Source organism: Chromohalobacter moromii (assembly GCF_023091865.1).
GTDB lineage: Bacteria > Pseudomonadota > Gammaproteobacteria > Pseudomonadales > Halomonadaceae > Chromohalobacter > Chromohalobacter moromii.
This window is the reverse complement of record NZ_JAHXDI010000001.1, coordinates 869,088-889,899: the sequence shown is the minus strand read 5'-3', so window position 1 is coordinate 889,899 and position 20,812 is coordinate 869,088. Positions and strand designations below refer to the sequence as shown.

At 59.2% G+C, this 20,812-nt stretch carries 23 protein-coding genes; 7 read left to right on the top strand and 16 right to left on the bottom strand.

Annotated features, from left to right (window positions below; genetic code table 11):
* Positions 1-107: 107 nt before the first annotated feature.
* Together KZO83_RS03985 and dkgB are read right to left on the bottom strand one after the other, a co-directional pair.
* Positions 108-1,433, bottom strand: a complete 1,326-nt coding sequence (locus tag KZO83_RS03985) for an MATE family efflux transporter (protein WP_247620178.1) — start codon at positions 1,431-1,433, stop codon at positions 108-110.
* Between the two features lie 134 nt (positions 1,434-1,567).
* The gene (gene dkgB, locus KZO83_RS03980) at positions 1,568-2,383 is read right to left on the bottom strand and encodes a 2,5-didehydrogluconate reductase DkgB (RefSeq protein WP_247619834.1); all 816 of its coding nucleotides are present in this window, start codon (positions 2,381-2,383) and stop codon (positions 1,568-1,570) included.
* Positions 2,384-2,604: 221 nt separating this feature from the next.
* Here dkgB and KZO83_RS03975 point away from each other — a divergent pair, with 221 nt between their 5' ends.
* On the top strand, positions 2,605-4,419 hold the full coding sequence (locus KZO83_RS03975) for a sensor domain-containing diguanylate cyclase (protein WP_247619833.1): 1,815 nt from the start codon (positions 2,605-2,607) through the stop codon (positions 4,417-4,419).
* A gap of 60 nt (positions 4,420-4,479) precedes the next feature.
* Here KZO83_RS03975 and KZO83_RS03970 read toward each other — a convergent pair whose 3' ends face one another.
* The 10 genes from KZO83_RS03970 to KZO83_RS03925 form a co-directional block, all read right to left on the bottom strand.
* Positions 4,480-5,076, bottom strand: coding sequence for a YceI family protein (locus KZO83_RS03970; protein WP_247619832.1), 597 nt, complete (start codon positions 5,074-5,076; stop codon positions 4,480-4,482).
* Between the two features lie 64 nt (positions 5,077-5,140).
* Positions 5,141-5,695, bottom strand: coding sequence for a cytochrome b (locus KZO83_RS03965; protein ID WP_247619831.1), 555 nt, complete (start codon positions 5,693-5,695; stop codon positions 5,141-5,143).
* A 151-nt stretch (positions 5,696-5,846) separates the two neighbouring features.
* A complete protein-coding gene (locus KZO83_RS03960; RefSeq protein WP_247619830.1) occupies positions 5,847-6,530 on the bottom strand; it encodes a type 1 glutamine amidotransferase domain-containing protein in 684 nt (227 codons plus the stop codon).
* 90 nt (positions 6,531-6,620) lie between these two features.
* Entirely contained in the window at positions 6,621-7,481 is an 861-nt protein-coding gene (locus tag KZO83_RS03955) for a DUF2797 domain-containing protein (protein WP_247619829.1), read from the bottom strand.
* Positions 7,481-7,744, bottom strand: coding sequence for a YeaC family protein (locus KZO83_RS03950; RefSeq protein ID WP_179000074.1), 264 nt, complete (start codon positions 7,742-7,744; stop codon positions 7,481-7,483). The genes KZO83_RS03955 and KZO83_RS03950 overlap by 1 nt, the downstream gene beginning before the upstream one ends.
* Entirely contained in the window at positions 7,744-8,598 is an 855-nt protein-coding gene (locus KZO83_RS03945) for a rhomboid family intramembrane serine protease (protein ID WP_247619828.1), read from the bottom strand. Before KZO83_RS03945 ends, KZO83_RS03950 begins: the two co-directional genes overlap by 1 nt.
* Before the next feature lie 167 nt (positions 8,599-8,765).
* Positions 8,766-9,773 carry a metallophosphoesterase gene (locus tag KZO83_RS03940; protein ID WP_247619827.1) on the bottom strand — a complete coding sequence of 336 codons (1,008 nt, stop codon included), beginning with the start codon at positions 9,771-9,773 and terminating at the stop codon, positions 8,766-8,768.
* A gap of 1 nt (position 9,774) precedes the next feature.
* Positions 9,775-10,656 (bottom strand): NAD(+) kinase, encoded by an 882-nt coding sequence (locus tag KZO83_RS03935; protein ID WP_179000077.1) that lies wholly within the window; start codon positions 10,654-10,656, stop codon positions 9,775-9,777.
* Positions 10,657-10,760: 104 nt separating this feature from the next.
* Complete coding sequence (locus tag KZO83_RS03930) at positions 10,761-11,030, bottom strand: hypothetical protein (protein WP_179000078.1); 270 nt, start codon at positions 11,028-11,030, stop codon at positions 10,761-10,763.
* Positions 11,027-12,490 (bottom strand): aminotransferase-like domain-containing protein, encoded by a 1,464-nt coding sequence (locus KZO83_RS03925; RefSeq protein WP_179000079.1) that lies wholly within the window; start codon positions 12,488-12,490, stop codon positions 11,027-11,029. The genes KZO83_RS03930 and KZO83_RS03925 overlap by 4 nt, the downstream gene beginning before the upstream one ends.
* A gap of 166 nt (positions 12,491-12,656) precedes the next feature.
* On the opposite strand from KZO83_RS03925, the gene KZO83_RS03920 reads away from it, so the two are divergent.
* Complete coding sequence (locus tag KZO83_RS03920; RefSeq protein WP_247619826.1) at positions 12,657-13,634, top strand: DUF1853 family protein; 978 nt, start codon at positions 12,657-12,659, stop codon at positions 13,632-13,634.
* A gap of 15 nt (positions 13,635-13,649) precedes the next feature.
* Positions 13,650-14,090, top strand: coding sequence for a Zn(2+)-responsive transcriptional regulator (zntR, locus tag KZO83_RS03915; protein ID WP_247619825.1), 441 nt, complete (start codon positions 13,650-13,652; stop codon positions 14,088-14,090).
* Between the two features lie 9 nt (positions 14,091-14,099).
* Here zntR and KZO83_RS03910 read toward each other — a convergent pair whose 3' ends face one another.
* Together KZO83_RS03910 and KZO83_RS03905 are read right to left on the bottom strand one after the other, a co-directional pair.
* A complete protein-coding gene (locus tag KZO83_RS03910) occupies positions 14,100-15,743 on the bottom strand; it encodes an FMN-binding glutamate synthase family protein (protein WP_247619824.1) in 1,644 nt (547 codons plus the stop codon).
* A gap of 94 nt (positions 15,744-15,837) precedes the next feature.
* A complete protein-coding gene (locus KZO83_RS03905) occupies positions 15,838-16,713 on the bottom strand; it encodes a carboxylate/amino acid/amine transporter (RefSeq protein WP_247619823.1) in 876 nt (291 codons plus the stop codon).
* 28 nt (positions 16,714-16,741) lie between these two features.
* On the opposite strand from KZO83_RS03905, the gene KZO83_RS03900 reads away from it, so the two are divergent.
* The 3 genes from KZO83_RS03900 to KZO83_RS03890 all read left to right on the top strand — a co-directional run bounded on the left by KZO83_RS03900 (position 16,742) and on the right by KZO83_RS03890 (position 18,924).
* Complete coding sequence (locus tag KZO83_RS03900) at positions 16,742-17,206, top strand: DUF6314 family protein (protein ID WP_247619822.1); 465 nt, start codon at positions 16,742-16,744, stop codon at positions 17,204-17,206.
* Between the two features lie 110 nt (positions 17,207-17,316).
* On the top strand, positions 17,317-17,784 hold the full coding sequence (locus KZO83_RS03895) for an outer membrane lipoprotein (protein WP_247619821.1): 468 nt from the start codon (positions 17,317-17,319) through the stop codon (positions 17,782-17,784).
* A 150-nt stretch (positions 17,785-17,934) separates the two neighbouring features.
* Positions 17,935-18,924, top strand: coding sequence for a lipid A deacylase LpxR family protein (locus KZO83_RS03890; RefSeq protein ID WP_247619820.1), 990 nt, complete (start codon positions 17,935-17,937; stop codon positions 18,922-18,924).
* Between the two features lie 59 nt (positions 18,925-18,983).
* Here KZO83_RS03890 and KZO83_RS03885 read toward each other — a convergent pair whose 3' ends face one another.
* Positions 18,984-19,268 carry a hypothetical protein gene (locus KZO83_RS03885; RefSeq protein WP_247619819.1) on the bottom strand — a complete coding sequence of 95 codons (285 nt, stop codon included), beginning with the start codon at positions 19,266-19,268 and terminating at the stop codon, positions 18,984-18,986.
* 265 nt (positions 19,269-19,533) lie between these two features.
* Here KZO83_RS03885 and KZO83_RS03880 point away from each other — a divergent pair, with 265 nt between their 5' ends.
* On the top strand, positions 19,534-20,022 hold the full coding sequence (locus tag KZO83_RS03880; protein ID WP_040243966.1) for an FKBP-type peptidyl-prolyl cis-trans isomerase: 489 nt from the start codon (positions 19,534-19,536) through the stop codon (positions 20,020-20,022).
* Positions 20,023-20,093: 71 nt separating this feature from the next.
* On the opposite strand, the gene KZO83_RS03875 is transcribed toward KZO83_RS03880, so the two are convergent.
* A complete protein-coding gene (locus tag KZO83_RS03875) occupies positions 20,094-20,768 on the bottom strand; it encodes a CDP-alcohol phosphatidyltransferase family protein (RefSeq protein ID WP_247619818.1) in 675 nt (224 codons plus the stop codon).
* Positions 20,769-20,812 lie beyond the last annotated feature (44 nt).

Below are 20,812 nucleotides of genomic sequence, written 5' to 3'. Positions count from 1 at the left end.
TATAGGACGGAAAAGCCAGTAAAATATGAGGTAATCTAACTCATAACCAGATGATGAAATCGATTTTTATCCACCACCTGGTTTTTAGGACTTAAAAAACGGCGTTTTCAAGTTTCGCCACTGACCGCCATGCGCTGCGTCAAGGAACGCCGGAAAATGCCCCAGGCAAGGCCGCCTGCCAGCACGTTGCCCAACGCGGCTCCCCAGGCGACGCCAAAGACGCCCGACAGCCAGGCGCCCACCGCCAAGCATGGCAAGTAACACACGAACAAGCGCATGAAGGACAGCAGCATCGCGCGTACCGGCCAGCCCAGCGCATTGGAGGCGGAGACTACCAGCATGCAAAGGCCCAGCAGGCTATAGCTAGGTAGCAGCCAACGTATCAAGGTCGCGAGTTCATCGCGTATTTCCGGATTACCCGACAGAGCGACCGCTACCCAGGGTGCCGCCAGTGCCATGACACATCCCAGCCCCAACTGCCAAACCACCGCTGTACGCGCCGCTAGCCTCATCAAGGCATCGATGCGCGACCAATCGCCAGCGCCGTAACAACGCCCCAGCCAAGGCGGCAGCGACATGGTCAGCGCCAGCACCACCATCAACGAGAGCGTTTCCAGACGGCTGGCCAGCCCCCACGCCGCAACCGCCGTCTCACCCAGTTTGGCGACAATGGAGGTTGCCAGCATCGCCGACAACGGCGGCATCAATTGGCTGATCATCGCAGGGCCGGCAATCGCCATGAACGGCACGGCCGAGGCACGCAGTTCATCACGCAACCCATGACGCGCCAACCAGTCGTGGGCACGTAGGCGCACCACCAGTTGCCAGATACCGATGGAAAACGCCAACGCCGTCGCCCAGGCCGCGCCAGGCAGTCCCCAGCCCGACCAGTCGCCGACACCGAAAATCAACAGCGGATCGAGGCCTAGGTTGATCAGGCTGGTCAGCACCATGAGCTTGCCGGGCAAGCGTGTATCGCCATGTGCCCGGAACAAGCTATAGCCGAAATACAGCACCGCCCCTAGCCAGTTGGCCACCAACTGCGGCCCCCAATAGGCGCGAATCAGCTCCCGCGTGGGGGCATCGGCTCCCAACAGCGTGAAGATCGGCGTCTGCGCGGCCCACATGATCAACATCAGCAGTGCCATCAAGGCACTTCCACCGACCAGCACCAGGCTGCCTAGACGCCTGGCTCGCGCTGTATCGCCCGCCCCCAGGGTGCGCGAAATCAGCGCCGCGATGGCGATCCCCAGCCCCACCTGCACGCCGATGATCAGAAACGACAGCGGGAAGGTGAAGGATTGTGCCGCGAGCGGCTGGGTGCCCAAACGCGCGATGAAAGCACTATCGACAAGCTGGAAGCCCAGCAGCGAGAGTACACCAATGGCCATGGGCCAGGTCTGCTGCCACAGTTGGCGACGTAGCGAGGACATGGATTCCGTCACGGAAACCTCATTGCGAATCAACGGTCAAGGTATCAAGCAGGGCGCCCCCGGCATCGGTCGATACCGGGGGCGCCAAGTCTAACAGGCTGCCAGCAAAAAGTGCCTTCGTGAGTGATGACGATTCAGGCATCCCACTCAGGAGCAAAATCCGGATTGGCGATACGCTCGCCCCTATCCAGCGCATCGATGCGCGCCATCTCGTCGGCACTCAAAGTAATCGCCATCGCCTCCAGGTTCGATTGCTGGTGCTCCGGCTTCGTGGACGACGGGATCACCACGATGTCGCGCGCCGCGACCCAAGCCAGTGCGATCTGCGCCGGACTCACGCCATGCGCCTCGCCAATCTCCTTGAGCACGGGCTCGTCCATCACCTTGCCCACCGCCAGTGGCATGTAACCGGTGACTTGCAGCCCCTTCTCCTGGCAATGCGCCACCACGGTGCGATTGGCCAGAAAGGGATGCACTTCAATCTGGTTGGTAATTAGATGCTCGCCTCCGGGCACCGAGAGGGCCTGGTCGAGCTGCGCCACCGTGAAGTTGGATACACCGATTTCGCGCGTGAGGCCCTTCTCGCGCGCCTGGTTCAAGGCGCCAATGTAATCGGCCATCGGCACTTCATCGTCGGGCGACGGCCAGTGCACCAGAGCCAGGTCGACGTATTCTACGCCGAGCTTGCGGCAACTTTCTTCGAAGCTTTCCAGCAATGCCTGCGGCTGTAAACGGTCCCACCACACCTTGGTGGTCAGGAATATCTCGTCGCGGGGAACATCGCTTTGTTTGAGCGCCTCACCCACGGCGCGCTCGTTATCGTAGAACTGAGCAGTATCAATATGCCGGTAACCGAGTGACAGCGCTGACGTGACCGAGTCGATGACGTCTTGGTCCTTGAGACGAAAGGTACCGAGACCAATGCGGGGCAACGTACGTTGGTTCAGCATGATGACTCCTTGTCAGATGACAAAAGACAGTACAAAAAACGCCTGGTTACAATATGAAACATCGCATCAGGTGATCTGTCTCATCAGTACGGGAAGTGGGGACCGTTAAATTGACTTTCAACACCTTCCTCACGCTAGATCGCCATTGAGATTGGCTACCGAGCCCCATTATGATCAACCATACGTAACCGATAGTTACACACCTGAGGAAGCTAAACCTCATGCCTCATTCACTCTACGCGCGCATGATAGTCGCCGCCATCGTGCCTTTCATGATCATGCTGACCGGCTGCCTTGCCCTCTACCAGGCATCTCAGGTCGAGCAGCGCACGGCTCGCAGCGTCGCCCAGACCCTGGAGGTGATCGCCGATGCCAATCACTTGATGCGACTGTTCATGGACGCCGAAACTGCCCAGCGTGGTTACGCCCTGACCGGGGATGGCGATTACCTGGCGCCCTACCAGCGTGCCTTGAGCACTTTTCCGCGCACCCTGCGACGCTTGAAAGAAGCCTCGAACGACACGACGCAACATCGACGCCTCGAGCAGGCCAACCAACTTTTCCGGCAATGGATAAAAAACGTCGCCACCGACAGCATCCTCAAGACGCGTAACGAGACACCCGAACTACTCCCTATAGCCGATAAGGCCAGCAAGCGCATGGTCGATGAGTTCCGCACGGTCATGGGCAACTTCATCGATACCGAGCAGGAAGCTCTCCATACGCGTCAGACCGATAGCCAGGGTGCCGCAAAACACGCGCAGTACATCATGGTATGGAGCATCTTGCTGGCACTGGCGAGCGCCCTGCTGACCTGGTGGCCGTTGTTTCGGCGCACCCGGCACGCTGTCTCGGAAATCACCCAGCGCTCGCAGCGTATGGTCGCGGGGGACCTCAGCCAGCGCGTGGCGCTCCGAGGACGCGATGAGTTCGCCTGGATGGCGCATGCTTTCAACGCCATGGCCGCGCGCCTCGAGACGCTGGTAGCCACCGAAAAACGCACTAATCGCGAACTCGCCGAACGCGTCAATGTGCTGGTACGCGATCGAACCCGCGATATGCGAGCGCGTCATGATCTTGTCGAAGCCCTGCAAGCCTGCCGCAGTACGCAGGAAGCGCAGTCGACGCTGCGTAACCAGTTACCCACGGTTTTTGCCAATACCCTCGGCGGTACGTTGTGGTGCCTCAACACACATACCGCCGCGCCCCATCGTATTTGTCAGTGGGGCGAGGACAGTGGCGATATCGAGCGGGACGAATGCCTAGCTCTGCGCGATGGTGGACTGCGCGATGTCACTCTGCCCATGGCGCACGATGCAAAGGCCTGCTCGCACCTGCGCGCCGCGCGCCCCGGACGCCATCTTTGCATACCCTTGAGGGGTACGGAGGAACCGATGGGGGTACTGCACCTTCATCTCACCAGCCCCCCTGACGAGACGGATAACGGCGATCCTCAAGCTGAATTCGCCCTGGGCGCCGCCGAGGATATGGCACTATCACTAAGCAATGTGCAACTGCGCGAGCAACTCGAGGAGGCAAGCGTTCGCGATGCCTTGACCGGTCTCTACAACCGACGCTTCTTGGACGATACCTTGACGCGCGAACTGGCACGTGCCGAACGCCAGCCCGGCCCCTTGTCGGTTCTCATGCTGGATATCGACCATTTCAAGCCAATCAACGATGACCACGGCCATGCCTTTGGCGACAAGGTCTTGATCGAGGTCGCCGGTCTCCTGAGCAACAACGTTCGGCGCGGCGATATCGTCTGCCGTTACGGCGGCGAGGAGTTTGTCATCATCATGCCCGGTGCCGACCTGGCCGCCGCACGGCAACGCGGTGAGCATCTTCGGCAACAGGTCGCCACGCTGAATATCACCCTGGACGATGATACACCGCTTGGCCTTACCGTCTCTCTAGGGCTAGCCTGTTACCCCCAGCACGGCGAGTACGCCGACACTCTGCTGCATCACGCCGATATGGCGCTTTACGGGGCCAAGCAAGGCGGGCGCAATCGACTGGCGATCGCCCACCACTGAGTCCAACGTGAATCGCCCCGCACAAGGCGGGGCGATTCGGGCTCACGTATGCAGAGCGAATTACTGGCGGATACCTTCGATCACCAAGTACATGTCGACGGTGGACGCGGTCGGCCCCAACTTGCTGGTATCGATGCCGAAGTCAGACAACGTCAACGTCGTTTCCCCTTCGAAGCCTTCGCGATAATTACCCCACGGATCATCACCGCCGCCGATATGATCGACATCGATAGTGATCGACTGCGTCTGGCCATGCAGCATCAAGTCACCGGTGAGTTCACCCTCGCCTTCACCGGTCGATTCGAAACCGGTCGACTCGAACGTCGCGGTGGGATACTGCGACGCATCAAGGAAGTCATCACTCAGCAGGTGCTTGTCACGCTCGGCGTGGTGGGTATCGATACTGTTCACGTCGATCTCGACATTGGCACTGGCATCTTCCGGTGCATCGGCATCGTAGCTGAACGTTCCCGTGAAGTCCTCAAAGCTACCGAGAACATAGGAATACCCCAGATGGCTGATCTTGAACTCAATGAAGGCATGTTGCCCTTCGCTGTCGATCTTGTAATCGGCGGCGTTGGCCTGGGCCATGGGCAACAGTACGGCAGCCCCGAGGGCGGCACTGGTCGCGGTCTTGAATAGCGATTTCGAGAACATCGTCATCTCCTAGGAGGAAGGATTGAAGTACTTAAGTGGCGGCAAACCGCCACGGACATAGAACTCATTGGCGTCGAGACTCACCGGGCCACCACATGCGACGCAAGGTGTCTCGGCGGTCGAGAATATGATGTTTAAGCGCAGCCAGCGTGTGCCCCACGGCTAGCACTATCAATGCCCACGCTGCATACCAGTGCACCTCCCCCGCGAGGGTCGCCTGCCGGGGCAAGTCGCTGAGCAGTGCCGGTACTTCGAAGGCGCCGAACACACTGATGCCTTGGCCTTCGGCAGTAGAGATCAAGTAGCCACTGATCATCACCGTCAACAGCAAGACGTAGAGCAAGCCATGGCCAGCATGCGCCATCGCCCGCTCCCAAGACACGCCGTGTGCCTCGGGCGTGGGCTGCATCAGGCGCCACGCCAGCCGCAGCAGCGTCAAACCCAGTAGCGCCAGGCCCAGCGACTTGTGCCACCACGGCGCCAGTTGATACCAGCGGTCATAGTAATCAAGGCCGGTCATCCACCAGCCAAGCACGAAGAGCGACACGACCAGCACGGCACTCAGCCAATGCAAAAGGATGCTGGGCAAGCCCCAGCCGTGTACCGAATTGCGCCACATGCGTGTTTCTCCACCGATTATGCCTTTAGCATAATGGCTATCGCGCATCACGCCAGGACGCCGAGAGGAAAGGCATCATTAACTCAAAAGAAATAATGGCCCGCCAAGGCGAGCCATTATAAGGGAAGCGGGTAAAGGTCGAGGGCCAGGATCAGCCTTTGAGAGCATCCAGCAGCAACTTGGCCGTCGGCGCGCTGGAAGCCGGATTCTGACCGGTGATCAACAGGCCATCGCGCAATTGGAAGGCATCGAAATCCGCGTCGCCGCGCTCATAGTGGCCGCCCTTTTCTTTCAGAGCATCTTCCACCAGCAACGGCACGACATCGGTCAGCCCCACGGCGTCTTCCTCGCTGTTCGAGAACCCCGTTACGCGATGCCCCTTGACAACCGACTGACCATCGGGACCTTGGGCATGCACCAACACGGCAGGCGCATGGCAGACTGCGGCGACCGGTTTGCGGGCCACGAGGAAGTCGTGGATCAACTGCTGGGAATGGCGATCTTGCGTCAAATCCCACAATGGGCCATGGCCGCCGGGATAGAAGACTGCATCATAGTCATCGGCGCGCACCTCGGACAGCTTGCGCGTATTGGCCAACTGCGCCTTGGCCTCGCTATCCGCCTCGAAGCGGCGCGTTTCCTCGGTCAGCGCATCGGGCTGCGTGGAAGTGGGATCGATGGGCGGCTGCCCACCTTGAGGCGAGGCCAGGGTCAACTCGGCGCCCGCATCCTTGAACACGTAGTACGGCGCCACGAACTCCTCGAGCCAGAAGCCGGTGGCGTGACCGGTGTCCCCCATGCGGTCGTGCGACGTCAATACCATCAGAATCTTCATGCGAACCTCCTTGGGTAAGCGACGTTCATGTCGATACCCATGAAGTGGAGACATCCAAGCGGACTTCAAGGCGTCGCCGCGCCAAGCGCATTACTCGATCGCCACTTCCACTTCATAGCCACCGAACTTGCGCAGGTTGATGACACCGGTATCGAAGATCAAGTACTGCCCCTTGAGTCCCATCAAGCGGCCGCTCACCTCGGGGGACTTATCGAAATTGTGTGACACTACCTTGCCGGGAAATTCCAGGATGGGATAGTGCAACTCGACCGGGCTCGCCGCCAGCGTGCCAATCGCCTGCTCGCCAACGTGTTGCTTGAGTGCCGCCAGCTCCTGATCGAGCGCGGCCAGGAGGCGATCTCGCTCAGCGGGCAGGTCTATCGGCGCCACGTCACCTTTCAGCATTGCACGCCAATTGGTGCGATCGCCCACCATCTGCTTGAACAAAGTTTCGACCAACCCCGACTGCAGGCGATTGTCGACCTCGAGAATCGGCAGCGCCTGAATCGCCCCTTGATCGAGCCAGCGTGTAGGCAATTGCGTCTTGCGCGTGATGCCGACCTTGAGCCCCGACGAATTGGCCAGGTAGACCACGTGCGGCTGAAAACAATGCTGCTCGCCCCATGCCGGTTCGCGACACGTGCCCGCATGGTAGTGGCAGGTTTCCGGCTTGACGATGCAAGTATCGCACTGGGCAAGCGACTTGAAACAAGGGTAGCAATAGCCCTGCGCGAAACTCTTGCGCGTGGCGCGTCCGCAATGCACGCAGTGGATGGCGCCGGTATGCACGAGGCGCAACGAAGCGCCCAGGTGCGCATTGAGACCAATGCGCTGCTCGCCGGCCCGCAGGGTGTATTGTGCCGGTGTCTCGGCATCGCTGGGCGCAATCTCCATCTTGCGCAAGGGCCCGCGCGCGGCGCTGACATCCGCCACGCTGAACAGATCGCTCATCAGTTCATCCACTTGATGGTATCGGACTCGCCAGCTTCATCGTCAGTGCCGCAACCACCGCGCTCGAGATAGCCCACACGCTCGTTCTCGGGAATATCGTGGGCGACTTCGTATTTCATCACCGCCTCGAGACAAAGCTCGGTCTGTTCTTGGCTCAGGCGCTGTCCATCCGGCCATTTACGCAGCGCGATCGCCTGCTTGAAGCTGTCGTACATGGCGGGTGTCATCTGCGCCACCATCTTGTCGAAGGTCATGTCACTCACTAACGCTCTCCTCTCGCGGCACGTCCACCGGCCCACCATCCACCGATCAGTCCGACCAACAGACCGCCCAGGTGCGCCTCGTTGGCGACGTTACCGAATCCAAACAAACTCGCCATGTCGGTCATGGTGAAGACCATCCAGGCAAGCATGAACACCACCAGCATCTGGGGCACGAAAAATCCGCTTCCCGGGGCCCGACGAGACATCAGCCAGACGTATCCCAGCAAGGCATAGTCGACCCCGGACATGCCGCCGAATAGTACGGTCCCCGTGGCGTATTGCGCCAGGTTGGAGACGAGTGCCGCCACGACGGCGAGCATGATAAGACGCGCGGGGCCTTGCAGGGCTTCGACCTGGCGCCCGAAATACCATAACCACAGCATGTTGAAGACGAGGTGCATCCAGCCGAAATGCATCAACGCGGGCGAGAACAAGCGCCATACCTGACCGCTTGCCAGGGAGTCGCCCAGGGTGCCGACCGTCAGGCGTCCAGACACGGCATCGACGGGCACGAAGGTTAGCGCGGCGACCACACGATCGCCGAACAACGTCATCAAGGCGAAGACCACCACACACAATGCCACCAAGGCAGCCGCCAGCGGTGCCTGAGTAAAGGCACTGCCAAGCATGCCGGGCGATTGGCGTTTCGCGGCCTGAGCAGGACGCTCGGCCAACTCGCCACGATGCCATTGCTCGATCAAGTGCGCCGCCTCGTCACGCTGGCGCGGATCGGCCAGCCACAGCACCTGACCCTCATCCTCTTCGGTCACCTGATGGCCGATACGATGCGCCCACAACGCCCGACGCAGGGCGACGATATCCTGTTGACGAGGTAGTTCCAGCAGCTTGTACATGGGCGGGGTCCCTTTCAGTACCGCAGACGAACGCACAAAAGAAAAAGTCCGGCGGTGGGGGCCGCCGGACAAGAGCAAGGGATCATTCAAGGGAACACTTACTCTGACGACGCCCCACCGCGATGAGTTCCCGGCGCAACGAAATTTTTTTCAATTTTTTCTGCCCCTCAAGCCAGCGCGCTGTCATCTGGCGTCGGAGGAGCCGCCCCCTCACGTGCCACATCGACCCACACGAAGCGATTGGCATCCAGGCGCTGCTCGCCCTCCCAGCGATAGGCCACCAGACGCCCGTATTTCACGGCGCTGTAATCGAGGCAAGCAATATTCGGCGCTGGCAGCGCCGGAACCCCCTCACACCAATAGTGGCCAATGAACAGCGGCGGCTCCTCCGGTCCGTAATACGGCAGTCGCTGTCGCTCCTCCGCTCGCAAGGGCCAATTTTCGAGGTCGTCGGGAAGGTTATCGGGTTGGAAGACCACATCGCCATAGGTCAACGGGTCGCGTGCCCAGAAATGAGCTCGAAAGGTGGTGCGCGTGAAACCATCACCGGAATAGATTCGCAAGCCCGCAGGAAGCGGCAGTGAGGGGCCGCGCGTCAGTCGATCCATGACGCGAAAGGCGAATGTGCCCGGGCAGACTGAATCGTAAAAAAAATCCTCGCTCATGCAGCCATCGGGGCACTGCGACAGAAATGGAGCGATGAGATCGTGGTCCCAGCAGGCATGCACCACCCGCAGTCCATCACGTTCGAGACACAACGGCATCGTCATGAACCAGTCGAGATGGGACTGCCACTCCTGAGGGTGATCGCGAAACTGTGCCAACGTCTCATTGATGATGCGATTGTGGCGCGGCGAATGCTCACGCAGCCATTCTCCCGCCCATTCCGGCGGTGCTCGGCGACAATACGCCAAGGCATTGTATTCGTGATTGCCCATCACGATATCTGCCTCGCCCGCTTCGACCATGTCACGCGCGATATTCAACGCCAGCCGAATGCGCGGACCGCGATCAATCAAATCGCCCAAGAAGATCACTCGACGACGCGGATGACGATACACGCCCTCCCGATAGGAATATCCTAGCTTTTCCAGCAACACGGCCAGCGAGGCGCCACATCCATGCACGTCGCCGATCAGGTCGTAACCGTCGAGATCCTGTCGAACCAGCGTCATGTCACTCCCCCATCCGGCTGCTCCAGCCGAGCTTGGTGCGACAGGCCTCGAAATAGTTGTGACCATGCGGATGAAGAAGCGTCAGCCGTTCACGTTTGCGACGCACGACCAAGCGATCGCCGGGCTTGGAAACCACTTGCGTCTGGCCGTCACAACTGACATGCGGATACGCGTGGTTGGTTTCACCGATGTGCACAGTGATCTCGCTGGCCGCGTCGATGACGATCGGCCGACTCGACAACGTATGCGGAAACATCGGCACCAGCGTGATGGCCTCGAGCCGTGGATGCACGATCGGGCCACCTCCCGACAAAGCATAAGCAGTGGAGCCGGTCGGCGTAGCGATGATCAACCCATCGCTGCGTTGGCTATAGACGAACTGACCGTCGATGAACAGTTCGAACTCGATCATCCGCGCAGCCTTGCCGGGATGGATGACCACATCGTTGAGTCCCGAGGCCGTTCCGACCTGTTCGCCGGCACGGAACACTTCCGCCTCCAACAGGAAACGACGTTCACTCTCGAAGTGCCCATCGAGCACTTCGCCGATCCGATCTTCGACTTCATCCGGCGAGATATCGGTCAAAAACCCCAGTCGTCCCCGATTGATGCCCAATACCGGCGTGCCCGTGGCGCACAACTCCCGTGCAGCGCTCAATAGACTGCCATCACCGCCCACCACGATCGCCAAATCACAGCGCTCACCCAGTTGGCGACGACTCGCTTCGGGATAACCATGATTGAGCAATACCGTGGCGGTGCGTTCCTCGATGATCACATCGAGCTGGCGAGCGCCGAGGAAGCGGAGCAAACGCTTGAGCGTCTCTACCGCGTTGGGGCTGCCCAATCGCCCGATCAGGCCAATGGTCTTGAATGGCTGCATGAAAGCATCTCGTTGCCGGCATCGCGGCCCGTCATTATGCGGACTGGCGAGCAGCGGAGCAAACCGCGCCCAACCGGAACGCTTGCAACATTAGTGATCTTCGCTCATTCCCTGGGGTCGTTGTACTGATCCGACTCGGGCGTCTGCACGGGGTGCAACTCCCACCAGTAGAGATACAAGGCCACCGGCGAAGCGAAGATCGTATTCAAGATCATGAAGGTCACCAACGCTGCCCAACCCTGTCCATCGACCTCGCCGTAATAGAGCATCATGAAGACAATGCCAGCGACGCCCACAATCACGTTGATCACGAGGATAGCCGCGAAGAATTTGAATATCGCTTTAAGCTTACGCGACATTGGCTTTTTACTCATGGTATCGCTCCTTGCTGGATTTCATCTGTCGAGTGGTCCCCGCATTCCAGCTGCTGGGCGATCAGGCGCCCGAGAATTTCCATGCCGGTCTGCAGGCGCTCATCCCAAGGATGGCCATAGTTCAAACGCAGACAGTGGCGAAAACGCTCGTGCGAAGAAAAGATACTACCCGGCGCGATACTGATACCTTCGGCCAGCGCCATCTGATGTAGCCGCGAAGTGTCCACACACTTCGGCAACTCGACCCATAAAAAATATCCTCCAGCGGGATATGTCGTCCGGGTACCTTCAGGGAAGTGCGCCGTGATCGCTTGCAGCATACAGTTACGCTGCCATTCAAACCTGTGCCTAAGCGTTCGCAAATGCCGATCAAACCCGCTTCGTGACAGATAAGCCGATAGCGCCACCTGAGCCGGCGCTGATGCCGATAAAGAAAGTGAAAGTTTGTCGCGCATGATGTGTTGGGTATAGCGTCCCCCTGCCACCCAGCCAACACGCCAGCCAGGTGCCAGACTTTTGGAAAATGAGCTGCAGTGCATGATCAAGCCTTCTTGGTCGAAGGCTTTGGCAGGCAGCGGCCGGCGGCTATCGAAATAAAGCTCACCATAGACATCATCCTCGATCATCGGCAGCGCATAGCGTTGCAGTAACGCGACAAGATCGCGCTTCTTGTCTTCTGGCATCAGGCTACCCAACGGGTTCTGGAAGTTGGTCATCAACCAGCATGCCGCCGGCTTATACCGCTGTATCGCCCGTTCCATCGCCTCCAGATCAATACCATCGCGTGGATGTGTCGATACCTCGATTGCCCGTAGGTGATTCCGCTCCAGCGCTTGGAGCGCGGCATAAAAGGTAGGGGACTCTACAATGACCGCAGCCCCCGGCTGGGTGACGACACCCAGGCAGATATTGAGCGCTTCCAGTGCGCCATTGGTCACTACGAGATCATCCGCATAAACTTGCATACCATCCGCGTGATAGCGCAGTGAAATAGCATGACGCAGTTGAGCACTACCGGGGCTCAAATCATCTACCGTATGCCAGACACCCAGCTTGGGTAGCGTGGATGCCATGACCTGAGAAAGCCTCGGGATAGGATAGAGCTCAGGACTCGGCAGTGCAGACCCCAAAGGTACCAGATCGCGGCGCATAGTGGCGCCTAGCACTTGGAGAACACGGTCGCTGACATCGACATTGAATACACGCTCGTCAGGCGCGCTGGTCATCTCGATTTCCGGCGGACGGGTGCCTTCCGGCCCAACGACATAGAACCCTGAGCGGTCACGCGCCCGGATAAGTCCTTTGGCTTCCAGCAGATAATACGCCTTGAACACAGTCGTGGGACTGACGTTACGGCTGATGCTGGCAGCACGAATCGAAGGCAGACGATCCCCGGCATGCAACGCACCGGAGAGAATTGAAGACTCAAGTGCTTCGGCCAGATGTTGATAACGCTTCATGTCCACCTCCGACAACACTCAATACCTGTTTAAACGCAACGGCAACGGGTTCGCATTGTCTTGCAACTGGAGATATTGTCAGGGGAATACCATGGAGAGTACAGATTCAGATAAGTATGAAAAAAGCATATCAGTTGACGACAGGCGCCTCACACATGACGACGAAATGACGCAAGTACTGCTCGATGCGGCCACGCCCGCGCTGGAAGACGAATGGGCATCGCTTCACCATCCCTGGGTGCGTGATCTCGCTTGGCTATTGCATGCACCGGATATCATCGACAGCGATTACCCGGGCCGACCGACCATCGAGGAGCTCGGGCTTGGCGACGCCTCGTGCAGAAAGGCTTGGCTGCGTGCACTCGACGCCGAGCCGCAACAGCTCATGCCTTATATCAGCGCGACGCCACCGCGACGTCTGGGGCATTATCATGAGCGTCTCTGGCACGCTCTGCTCGACCTTGCCCCGGCGACGCGCCTGCTGGCCACCAACATCGCGATTCACGAGGCCGGCCGCACCCTCGGTGAGCTGGATGTGATCTATGCCGATATCCAGGGACGGCCCATCCATCTTGAACTGGCCATCAAGTATTATTTGGGACTTCGCGAAGGACCTGGCAACGAACGCAATCCGGCACGCTGGATCGGCCCCGGCTGTGCCGACTCGCTAGCCCGCAAGCATGCCCATACCCGGCACCACCAATTGCCCCTGGCCCATCATCCACGCTCGATGGCACGCTTGAGCGCGCTGGGTATCGATCCCAAATTGCTGCGACAGCGTGCGGCCATGCTCGGGATGCTGTTTTACCCTTGGTCCGTCACGAAAGCGGCGCCGTATTCGGCACGTACCGCCGCCGCTCATGGCGGTTGGCTAACATGGCAAGACTGGCCGATGCTGCGTGACCACTTGCCGACGGGAACCCTGGGAGCCCCGCTTCATAAGCCGCATTGGCTCGCGCTCCCCGGATGCGAGACTTATCGCTCGCTTCACAGGCTGGAAACCGAGCTCGAGGCGCACTTCACAGGCATCGGCGCACCACGGCAATATCACCTGCAAGCGCCCGACGGCACCCAGCGACGTTTTTTCATGGTGCCCGATGATTGGCCGCGTAGCCTGCCATTACCACCCATTACGCCACTATAGGGAGGAAATCCCACCATGCTAAGGATCGGAGAATTGGCTGAGCGTAGCGGCGTCAGCGTCGATACGTTGCGCTACTACGAAAAGGAAGGATTGCTCCCGCATGCCCAACGCGGCGACAACGGCTATCGCTACTACGCTACGGACAACCTCGAGCGCCTGCATTTCATCCTTCGCGCCAAGCGCCTGGGCTTTACCCTGGCTGACATTCGTGAGCTGCTCTCGCTACAGGTCGACGCCGATGCGCACACCTGTGAGGAGGTCAAACGCGTCGCCGAGGACAAACTCGCCGCCATCGACTCGCGGCTAGCGGAGCTGCATCAAATGCGCCAGGCACTGGCCCACCTGACCGATGCCTGCTGCGGCGGTCCGCACGCGGCCACGCAATGCACGATCCTAACCGCCTTCGCTCACGGCAAGGCCGCCCCTGAGCCGCACCAACACCGTCATGACACCTGAAAGTTACCTCTACGCGGCCGTCGCCCCACTCGGCGCATCAGCCAACCGCACGGGGGCGAAGCTCTTGGCTTGCGCCATGCGCCAGATACGCCCATAGAACGGACGCTGACCGGGGTCGCGCAACAACTCGCCCGGCTCCAGAAATGGGTGTAGATGAGAGAATAGCTTCACCTCGTTTTCCGAGACCCGGTGCACGAGGTGGTCCGGGGTGATCTGCCACGGACGCGTCAGCCCCGCCGCCGCGATCATTTCCGCCAGGGCATGCAGGGTATTGTGATGGAAGTGATACACCTGCTCGGCCTTGTCGCCGACCACGAGTGCCTTCTGACGTAGCGGGTCCTGGGTAGCCACTCCCGTCGGGCAGCGGTTGGTATGGCAGCTTTGCGATTGAATACAGCCCAGCGCAAACATGTACCCGCGTGCGGCATTGACCCAATCGGCCCCCATGGCCATGACCCGAGCGATATCGAAAGCGCTGATGACCTTGCCGCTCGCGCCGAGGCGAATCTGCTCACGCAGCCCCACCCCGACCAACGTGTTATGCACGAACAAGAGCCCTTCACGCAGTGGCGCTCCCAGATGATCGGAAAACTCGACCGGTGCCGCGCCCGTCCCCCCTTCACTGCCATCGACGACGATGAAATCGGGCACAATCTCGGTTTCGAGCATCGCCTTGACGATGGCCATGAATTGCCAGGGTTGGCCGAGACACAGCTTGAAGCCGACCGGCTTGCCACCGGAAAGCTCACGCAATTGCGCGATGAAGTCGAGCATCTCGAGCGGCGTCGAGAACGCCGGATGGCTGGCCGGAGAGAGACAATCCTCGCCTTGGGGGATCTCCCGCGTCTGGGCGATTTCCGGCGTGATCTTGTCCGCTGGGAGCAGCCCCCCGTGACCGGGCTTGGCACCCTGGCTAAGCTTGACCTCGATCATCTTGACCTGCGCATCACTGGCCTGCTCGGCGAAGCGCTTGGGGTCGAACTCGCCTTCCGGCGTACGGCAGCCGAAATAACCGCTACCTAGCTCCCAGATCAGGTCACCACCATGCTCGCGATGATAAGGGCTGATACCCCCTTCCCCAGTGTCATGCGCGAAGCGTCCAAGCCGCGCACCCTTGTTAAGGGCGCGAATCGCATTGGCGCTCAGCGCACCGAAACTCATCGCCGAGATATTGAATAACGAAATTTCATAAGGCTGGGCACACTGGCCATTACCGATGGTCAGACGAAAATCGTCCGGCTCTGCCACAGGTGCCGTTTCCATCGAATGGCCGATGTACTCATAGGCATTGGCGTAGACATCGCGTAACGTCCCGAAGGGCTTGGCATCGTTATGCTGGCGCGCTCGCTGGTAAACTAAGCCACGCTGCACATGGGAAAATGGCAGCTGCTCGGTATCGGCCTCGAAGAGATACTGACGTAACTCTGGACGTAACGCCTGAAAAACATAACGCAAGTTGCCAATGACAGGGTAATTGCGACGCACCGCATATCCACGCTGCGAGAGATCGGCAATACCCACGAGCACCAGCGCGCCGCTCACCAGCGGCAGCGGCCATCCGCCATGCCACTGTATGGCCATGAGCGTCGTCACCAGCGTGATCACGCAGCACGCTGTGAAAAAACCGTAACGCGATAACAAAGAATGCTTCATGAAGATGTCCTGAACGAAAGGCGTCATCACCATGAAAACACGAAACGTCGTCTGGGTTTAGAGTCGCCTAGCCCAATAGGCGACCGCAACGCCATCAAGCAATACCGAGCGACGCTTGGTGGCGCCGGCGCCACCAAGTATTGATCAGCAATGAGGCCAGCAATATTCCCCCGCCCAACACCAACCGCGGTACGTCAGCGTCGCGATTCCAGATCAGCAGATTGACCAGCAATCCGGCAGGCACCAGCGCATTGTTCATGATCGCCAGCGTCCCGGCATCGACTCGACAAGCCCCCTTGTTCCAGAGGAAGTAACCAAGCCCCGACGCGACGACACCCAGCCATACCAGAACGCCCCACTGCAGAGAGGTCGTCGGCAACGCCGTGATGTCGCCGAATAGCCAGAACGCTGGTAGCGCCACGCACAATGCCCCCAAGTAGAACCAGCCGAAGACATGACGATGCGCTACCTCCCGCGGCAAGCGCGGCGCCAAATGGCGATAAGCGACCTGCCCCACGGCAAAGCATAGGTTCGAACTCTGTACGACCAGGAACCCGGCCCAATAGGCATCGCTGATGTTGGCGTAACGGATGACCGCCGCCCCAAGCACGGCAAGCGCAGCAGTGAGCAGATAGAATGGCGTGAAACGCCCCTTGAGTATGTCGTCGATCAAGGTGATGTAGAGGGGCGTGAAGATTGTGAACAGCAAGACTTCTGGCACACTCAATAACAAAAACGACTGGTAGAAGCCGATGTACATCGCGCCCAACTGTATGGCCCCGATCGCCATCAGTCCCAGTACGTGCCCAAGCGGCAAATGTCGCGGACGTAGCCAGATCAGAAAGACCAGTGCCGCTAGTACAATCCGGGTAAGCACCGCAAAATAACTATCGACCTGGCCAGAGAGGTAGGCGCCAATCAAGCTGAAGGAAAAGGCCCAGAGCGTCGTCACACCAACCAGATACCCCATCTAAAGTTAACCTCAGGATTTTAAAAAGTTGACTGCCATTATACGCCTGACACGCCTGTTGCCTAGTATTCACCGACTGAGTTTCACGTCTCGCTCGGGGCACGCCTCCGGGGTAGCCTGGTCCGGCCAAGGCACGGGAACGGTAACACCTGAGGCACACACCGACGGGGTACGCTTCATTGAACAAGGCCATTTCCTGCCCCAAGGTCAATCCCGAGAGGTAGCATTTCGCAATGTCTATCGCTGGGACCTTCATACTGAGCATATCGCGCTCTACCACGAGCGCCGGGGCCCCGACGCGGCTGTCTGGTTATTCGATCTCGTCGCCGACTCGGCGACCAAATTGATCAGCCAGTCGCCGCATCTCTGCGGTGCCGACACCTATCGAGCCCGGCTCACCTTCGAGCCCCACGGCTTTCGACTCGAATGGCATATCGCGGGACCGCGCAAGGATGAGCGACTCGTCTACCATTATCGACAGCCAGACGCTTAGCGCAGCGCAACGACGCATCTTCGTCGCCAGCACTGGTCGACATCGTCACAACGCGCTAGAATAGTTTGAGAACGCTGTTTTCAAACAGCATGACAAGCAATGGAGGTCGCATGAAAGCACTACTTCCCTTAGCCCTCATCGGAACATTGGCACTGGCCGGCTGTGCCAACACATCCCCTTATTCCGGCGATGTCTATCGTAGCGGGCAAGCCGAAACCGCACAGTCGGTGACGTACGGCACCATCACGTCGGTGCGTCAGGTTCAGATTCAAGCCGGCGATCAGAACGAAAGCATTCTAGGTGGCCTAGGCGGCGCCGTGCTGGGTGGCTTGCTCGGGAATCAAGTCGGCGGTGGATCCGGCCGCACCATCGCGACGGCGGCTGGCGCCATCGGCGGTAGCGTCGCCGGCAGTAAGGTCGAAGATGCTGCCAATCGTACACAGGCCTGGGAGATAGAAATCCGTCGCGATAGCGGCGATTCCGTCGTCGTGGTTCAGAAAGCGGACCGCAACTGGCAAGTAGGACAACAAGTACGCATGGTAGGCAGTGGCGCCAATCTGAGTGTCGCGCCTTATTGATCGCCGGTAAGCGTTTGCCAAACAGGTAATGTACCGCCCGTGTGTTTTCGCAACCCGGGCGGCATTGTCTGTGCCAAGTTTTCCTATCCGATATCGTTTACATACGCTATCGTATGTCACGTGATACGCCACGGATAGGAAAATCGTTTCATGAACACAGAACGCACGCTCGGTCACCTCGCCTCGATCTTGGCCCTCGCGATGTTCTCCGGTTCCGTCATGGCCGACGGAATGCTCACGATCAAGAGCGAAAATGATCTGTTCGCCGGCGGTGGCGATGGACATTACACCAATGGATTGGAAATTGGCTGGTCGTTCACTCCCGAGACACATCACTGGACACGACGTCTCGCCGATGCGGTACCAGGCTGGTCGGGCTCGGAGCTCGATGGCGTGGCTTATCGTGCCGGTCAGCAGATCTACACGCCCAACGATATCGACCGCTCGGACCTCGTCGAGAACGACCGGCCTTATGCGGGCCTACTCTATGCCGGCGTGTCACTCTTCGATAACCGCCAGTATAACGGCTGGCGCCAAGCGGATGATCTCCATTTCGACGCCGGCATCGTGGGGCCGGCATCGGGTGGGAAAGCCATACAGAAAAACTTTCATCACCTCATCGGTAGCGACGAGCCCAACGGCTGGTCGCATCAGCTTCACAACGAGCCGATACTCAACCTGACCTACAAGCGCAGTTGGTGGCTGCAAGATTCGCTCGGCAACCTGGACATGGAATACGGCCCCAACGCTGGCTTTGCCCTCGGCAACCTGTATACCTATGCCTCAAGCGGCGTGGGCCTACGTATTGGCGATAACCTACAAAATAGCGCCGGTATACCTGCCGTCGCCCCTGCCCAAAGCGGACGCAACGACTTCGAACCCGGTCAGGGTTTCGGCTGGTATGCGTTCGCAAGCCTCGAGGGCCGCTTCATGGCGCATAACCTGCTGCTAGATGGCAATACTTTCGAGGACAGCCATTCCGTGGATCGCCGCCAATGGGTCGGCGATGCGCTGGCCGGTATCGCCTTGACGTGGGATAGCTGGCAGCTCACCTACACCAGCGTCTGGCGAACCGATGAATTCGAAGCCCAAGACGAAAATGACCAATTCGGCTCATTGACGCTTTCGCTTTGGCTGTGACGCCCCAACGACAATGCCCCGCATTAGCGGGGCATTGATCTAGCGAAAGCAGCTTTTGGTCAGTGTAACTTGACGCGACGCATCAACCAGCATCCCACGCGCTTGGCGATCCAATAAAACAGCGCCAGGATGATCAACGTCAGTAACATCGAGATCGGGTTGACGATGAAAGTGGCGCCCAACACGGCCAAGGCAATACTCCACACCCAACGATCGTCACCGCCCAGCTGCAACGCCGCCGGGATGCGGCGCATGATCATCTTCCCGAGAGAGCCGTCCCACGCTCGCAGCGCCAGGAAAAGAATCACGGCGAAAGCGATCAGCCAGATCAGCGTTACGGTCATGTTGGCCTCCTGATAGGCAACGTCGGTAATCTTTCAATTGCACCAATGTCGGCAGGGTACCGTCACCCCCCTTACCGCGCAACCGGCGCGACGTCCTGACGCAGGGCGCTGCTCAAGAGACCGCTCGGCGGCGAATTCGTTCCCGATGCACCTTGAAGTGTCGTCATGCAATTCAAAGGGCAGATGAAAACTCCGAGAGGCCCCTGACACACTTGGGTGAGCGCGTTACCATGGGTAGCGACATACACCCAGAAAGGTCTTCAACATGCAGATTGCCCAGAATTCCGTGGTTTCCTTCCACTACACCCTTACCAATAACGAGGGTGAAGTGCTGGACAGCTCGGAAGGCCGCGATCCTCTGACATACCTGCACGGCGCGGGCAACATCATTCCAGGGCTGGAAAAGGAACTGGAAGGCCGTCAGAGCGGCGAGAATCTCAAAGTCACCGTCGAGCCGGCAGAAGGCTACGGTGAAACACAGCCCGGCCTGATGCAAGAAGTGCCGCGCGATGCCTTCCAGGGCGTCGACGAAATTCAACCGGGCATGCAGTTCCAAGCGCAGACCCAAGGTGGGCCGCTCATGGTCACGGTCACTCAGGTCGAAGGCGACACCGTCACCGTCGATGGCAACCATCCGCTGGCCGGTCAGACCTTGAATTTCGATGTCGAGATCGCTGAAGTGCGTGAAGCTTCCGAAGAAGAAGCCGAACACGGTCACGTACACGGTGAAGGCGAGCAAGAACAGGAGCACTAAGACGCTCCTTCGCAACACCTGACGTGAAAACGGGCGGCCTGCGAGCCGCCCGTTTCATGTACGGCCCCCGCCTATCTTAGCTCGCCTTTCGATGAATCAACGCCTTTATCGAACGTCCCCTCGGATGTCGCTTCAGCCTTGGCCAAGGCACGATAGCCTCCCACAACGCGCGTCGCTGTCGTGAGCAGGCAGGCCAACGCGAAGCAGACCGCCCACCAGGGAAAATATGCCGGCCACAAGCAGAACACGACGAAAGCAATGATCGTCTCGGTGCCCTCGGTCAACCCATCCAGGTAGTAAAACGCCTTGTGCTCAAAGTGCGGACGCTCCAAGTCATGGTGTGCCGCGGCGATCGCAAAGGCCAGAAACGATGCGCCTGTTCCCATGAACGCGAAGAGCAAAAAGGCTGCGGGCAAGGCGTTTTGAGCCGGGTCGGCAAGCGCGAATCCCAATACCACGGCGGCATAGAAGACGAAATCCAGAACAATATCGAGAAAACCGCCGGCATCGCTTTGACGTTGTTGATGACGCGCCAAAGCGCCGTCCAGGCCGTCACACACGCGATTGAGGACAATCGCTACCAACGCCAGACCATAGGCTTGATAGGCCAATAACGGCAGCGCCAGCAGGCCGATTGCAAAACCGCCCACCGTCAGTTGTGTCGGTGTCACGCCGCGACGTCCCAAGCCAGTGGTGCAACGCGTCAGCACCGGCGCGACCCAGGCATTCGTCCATTTATCCAGCATTCGGGCTCCCGCTATTTTTCGAGTAGACTTGATGTATGTTCATC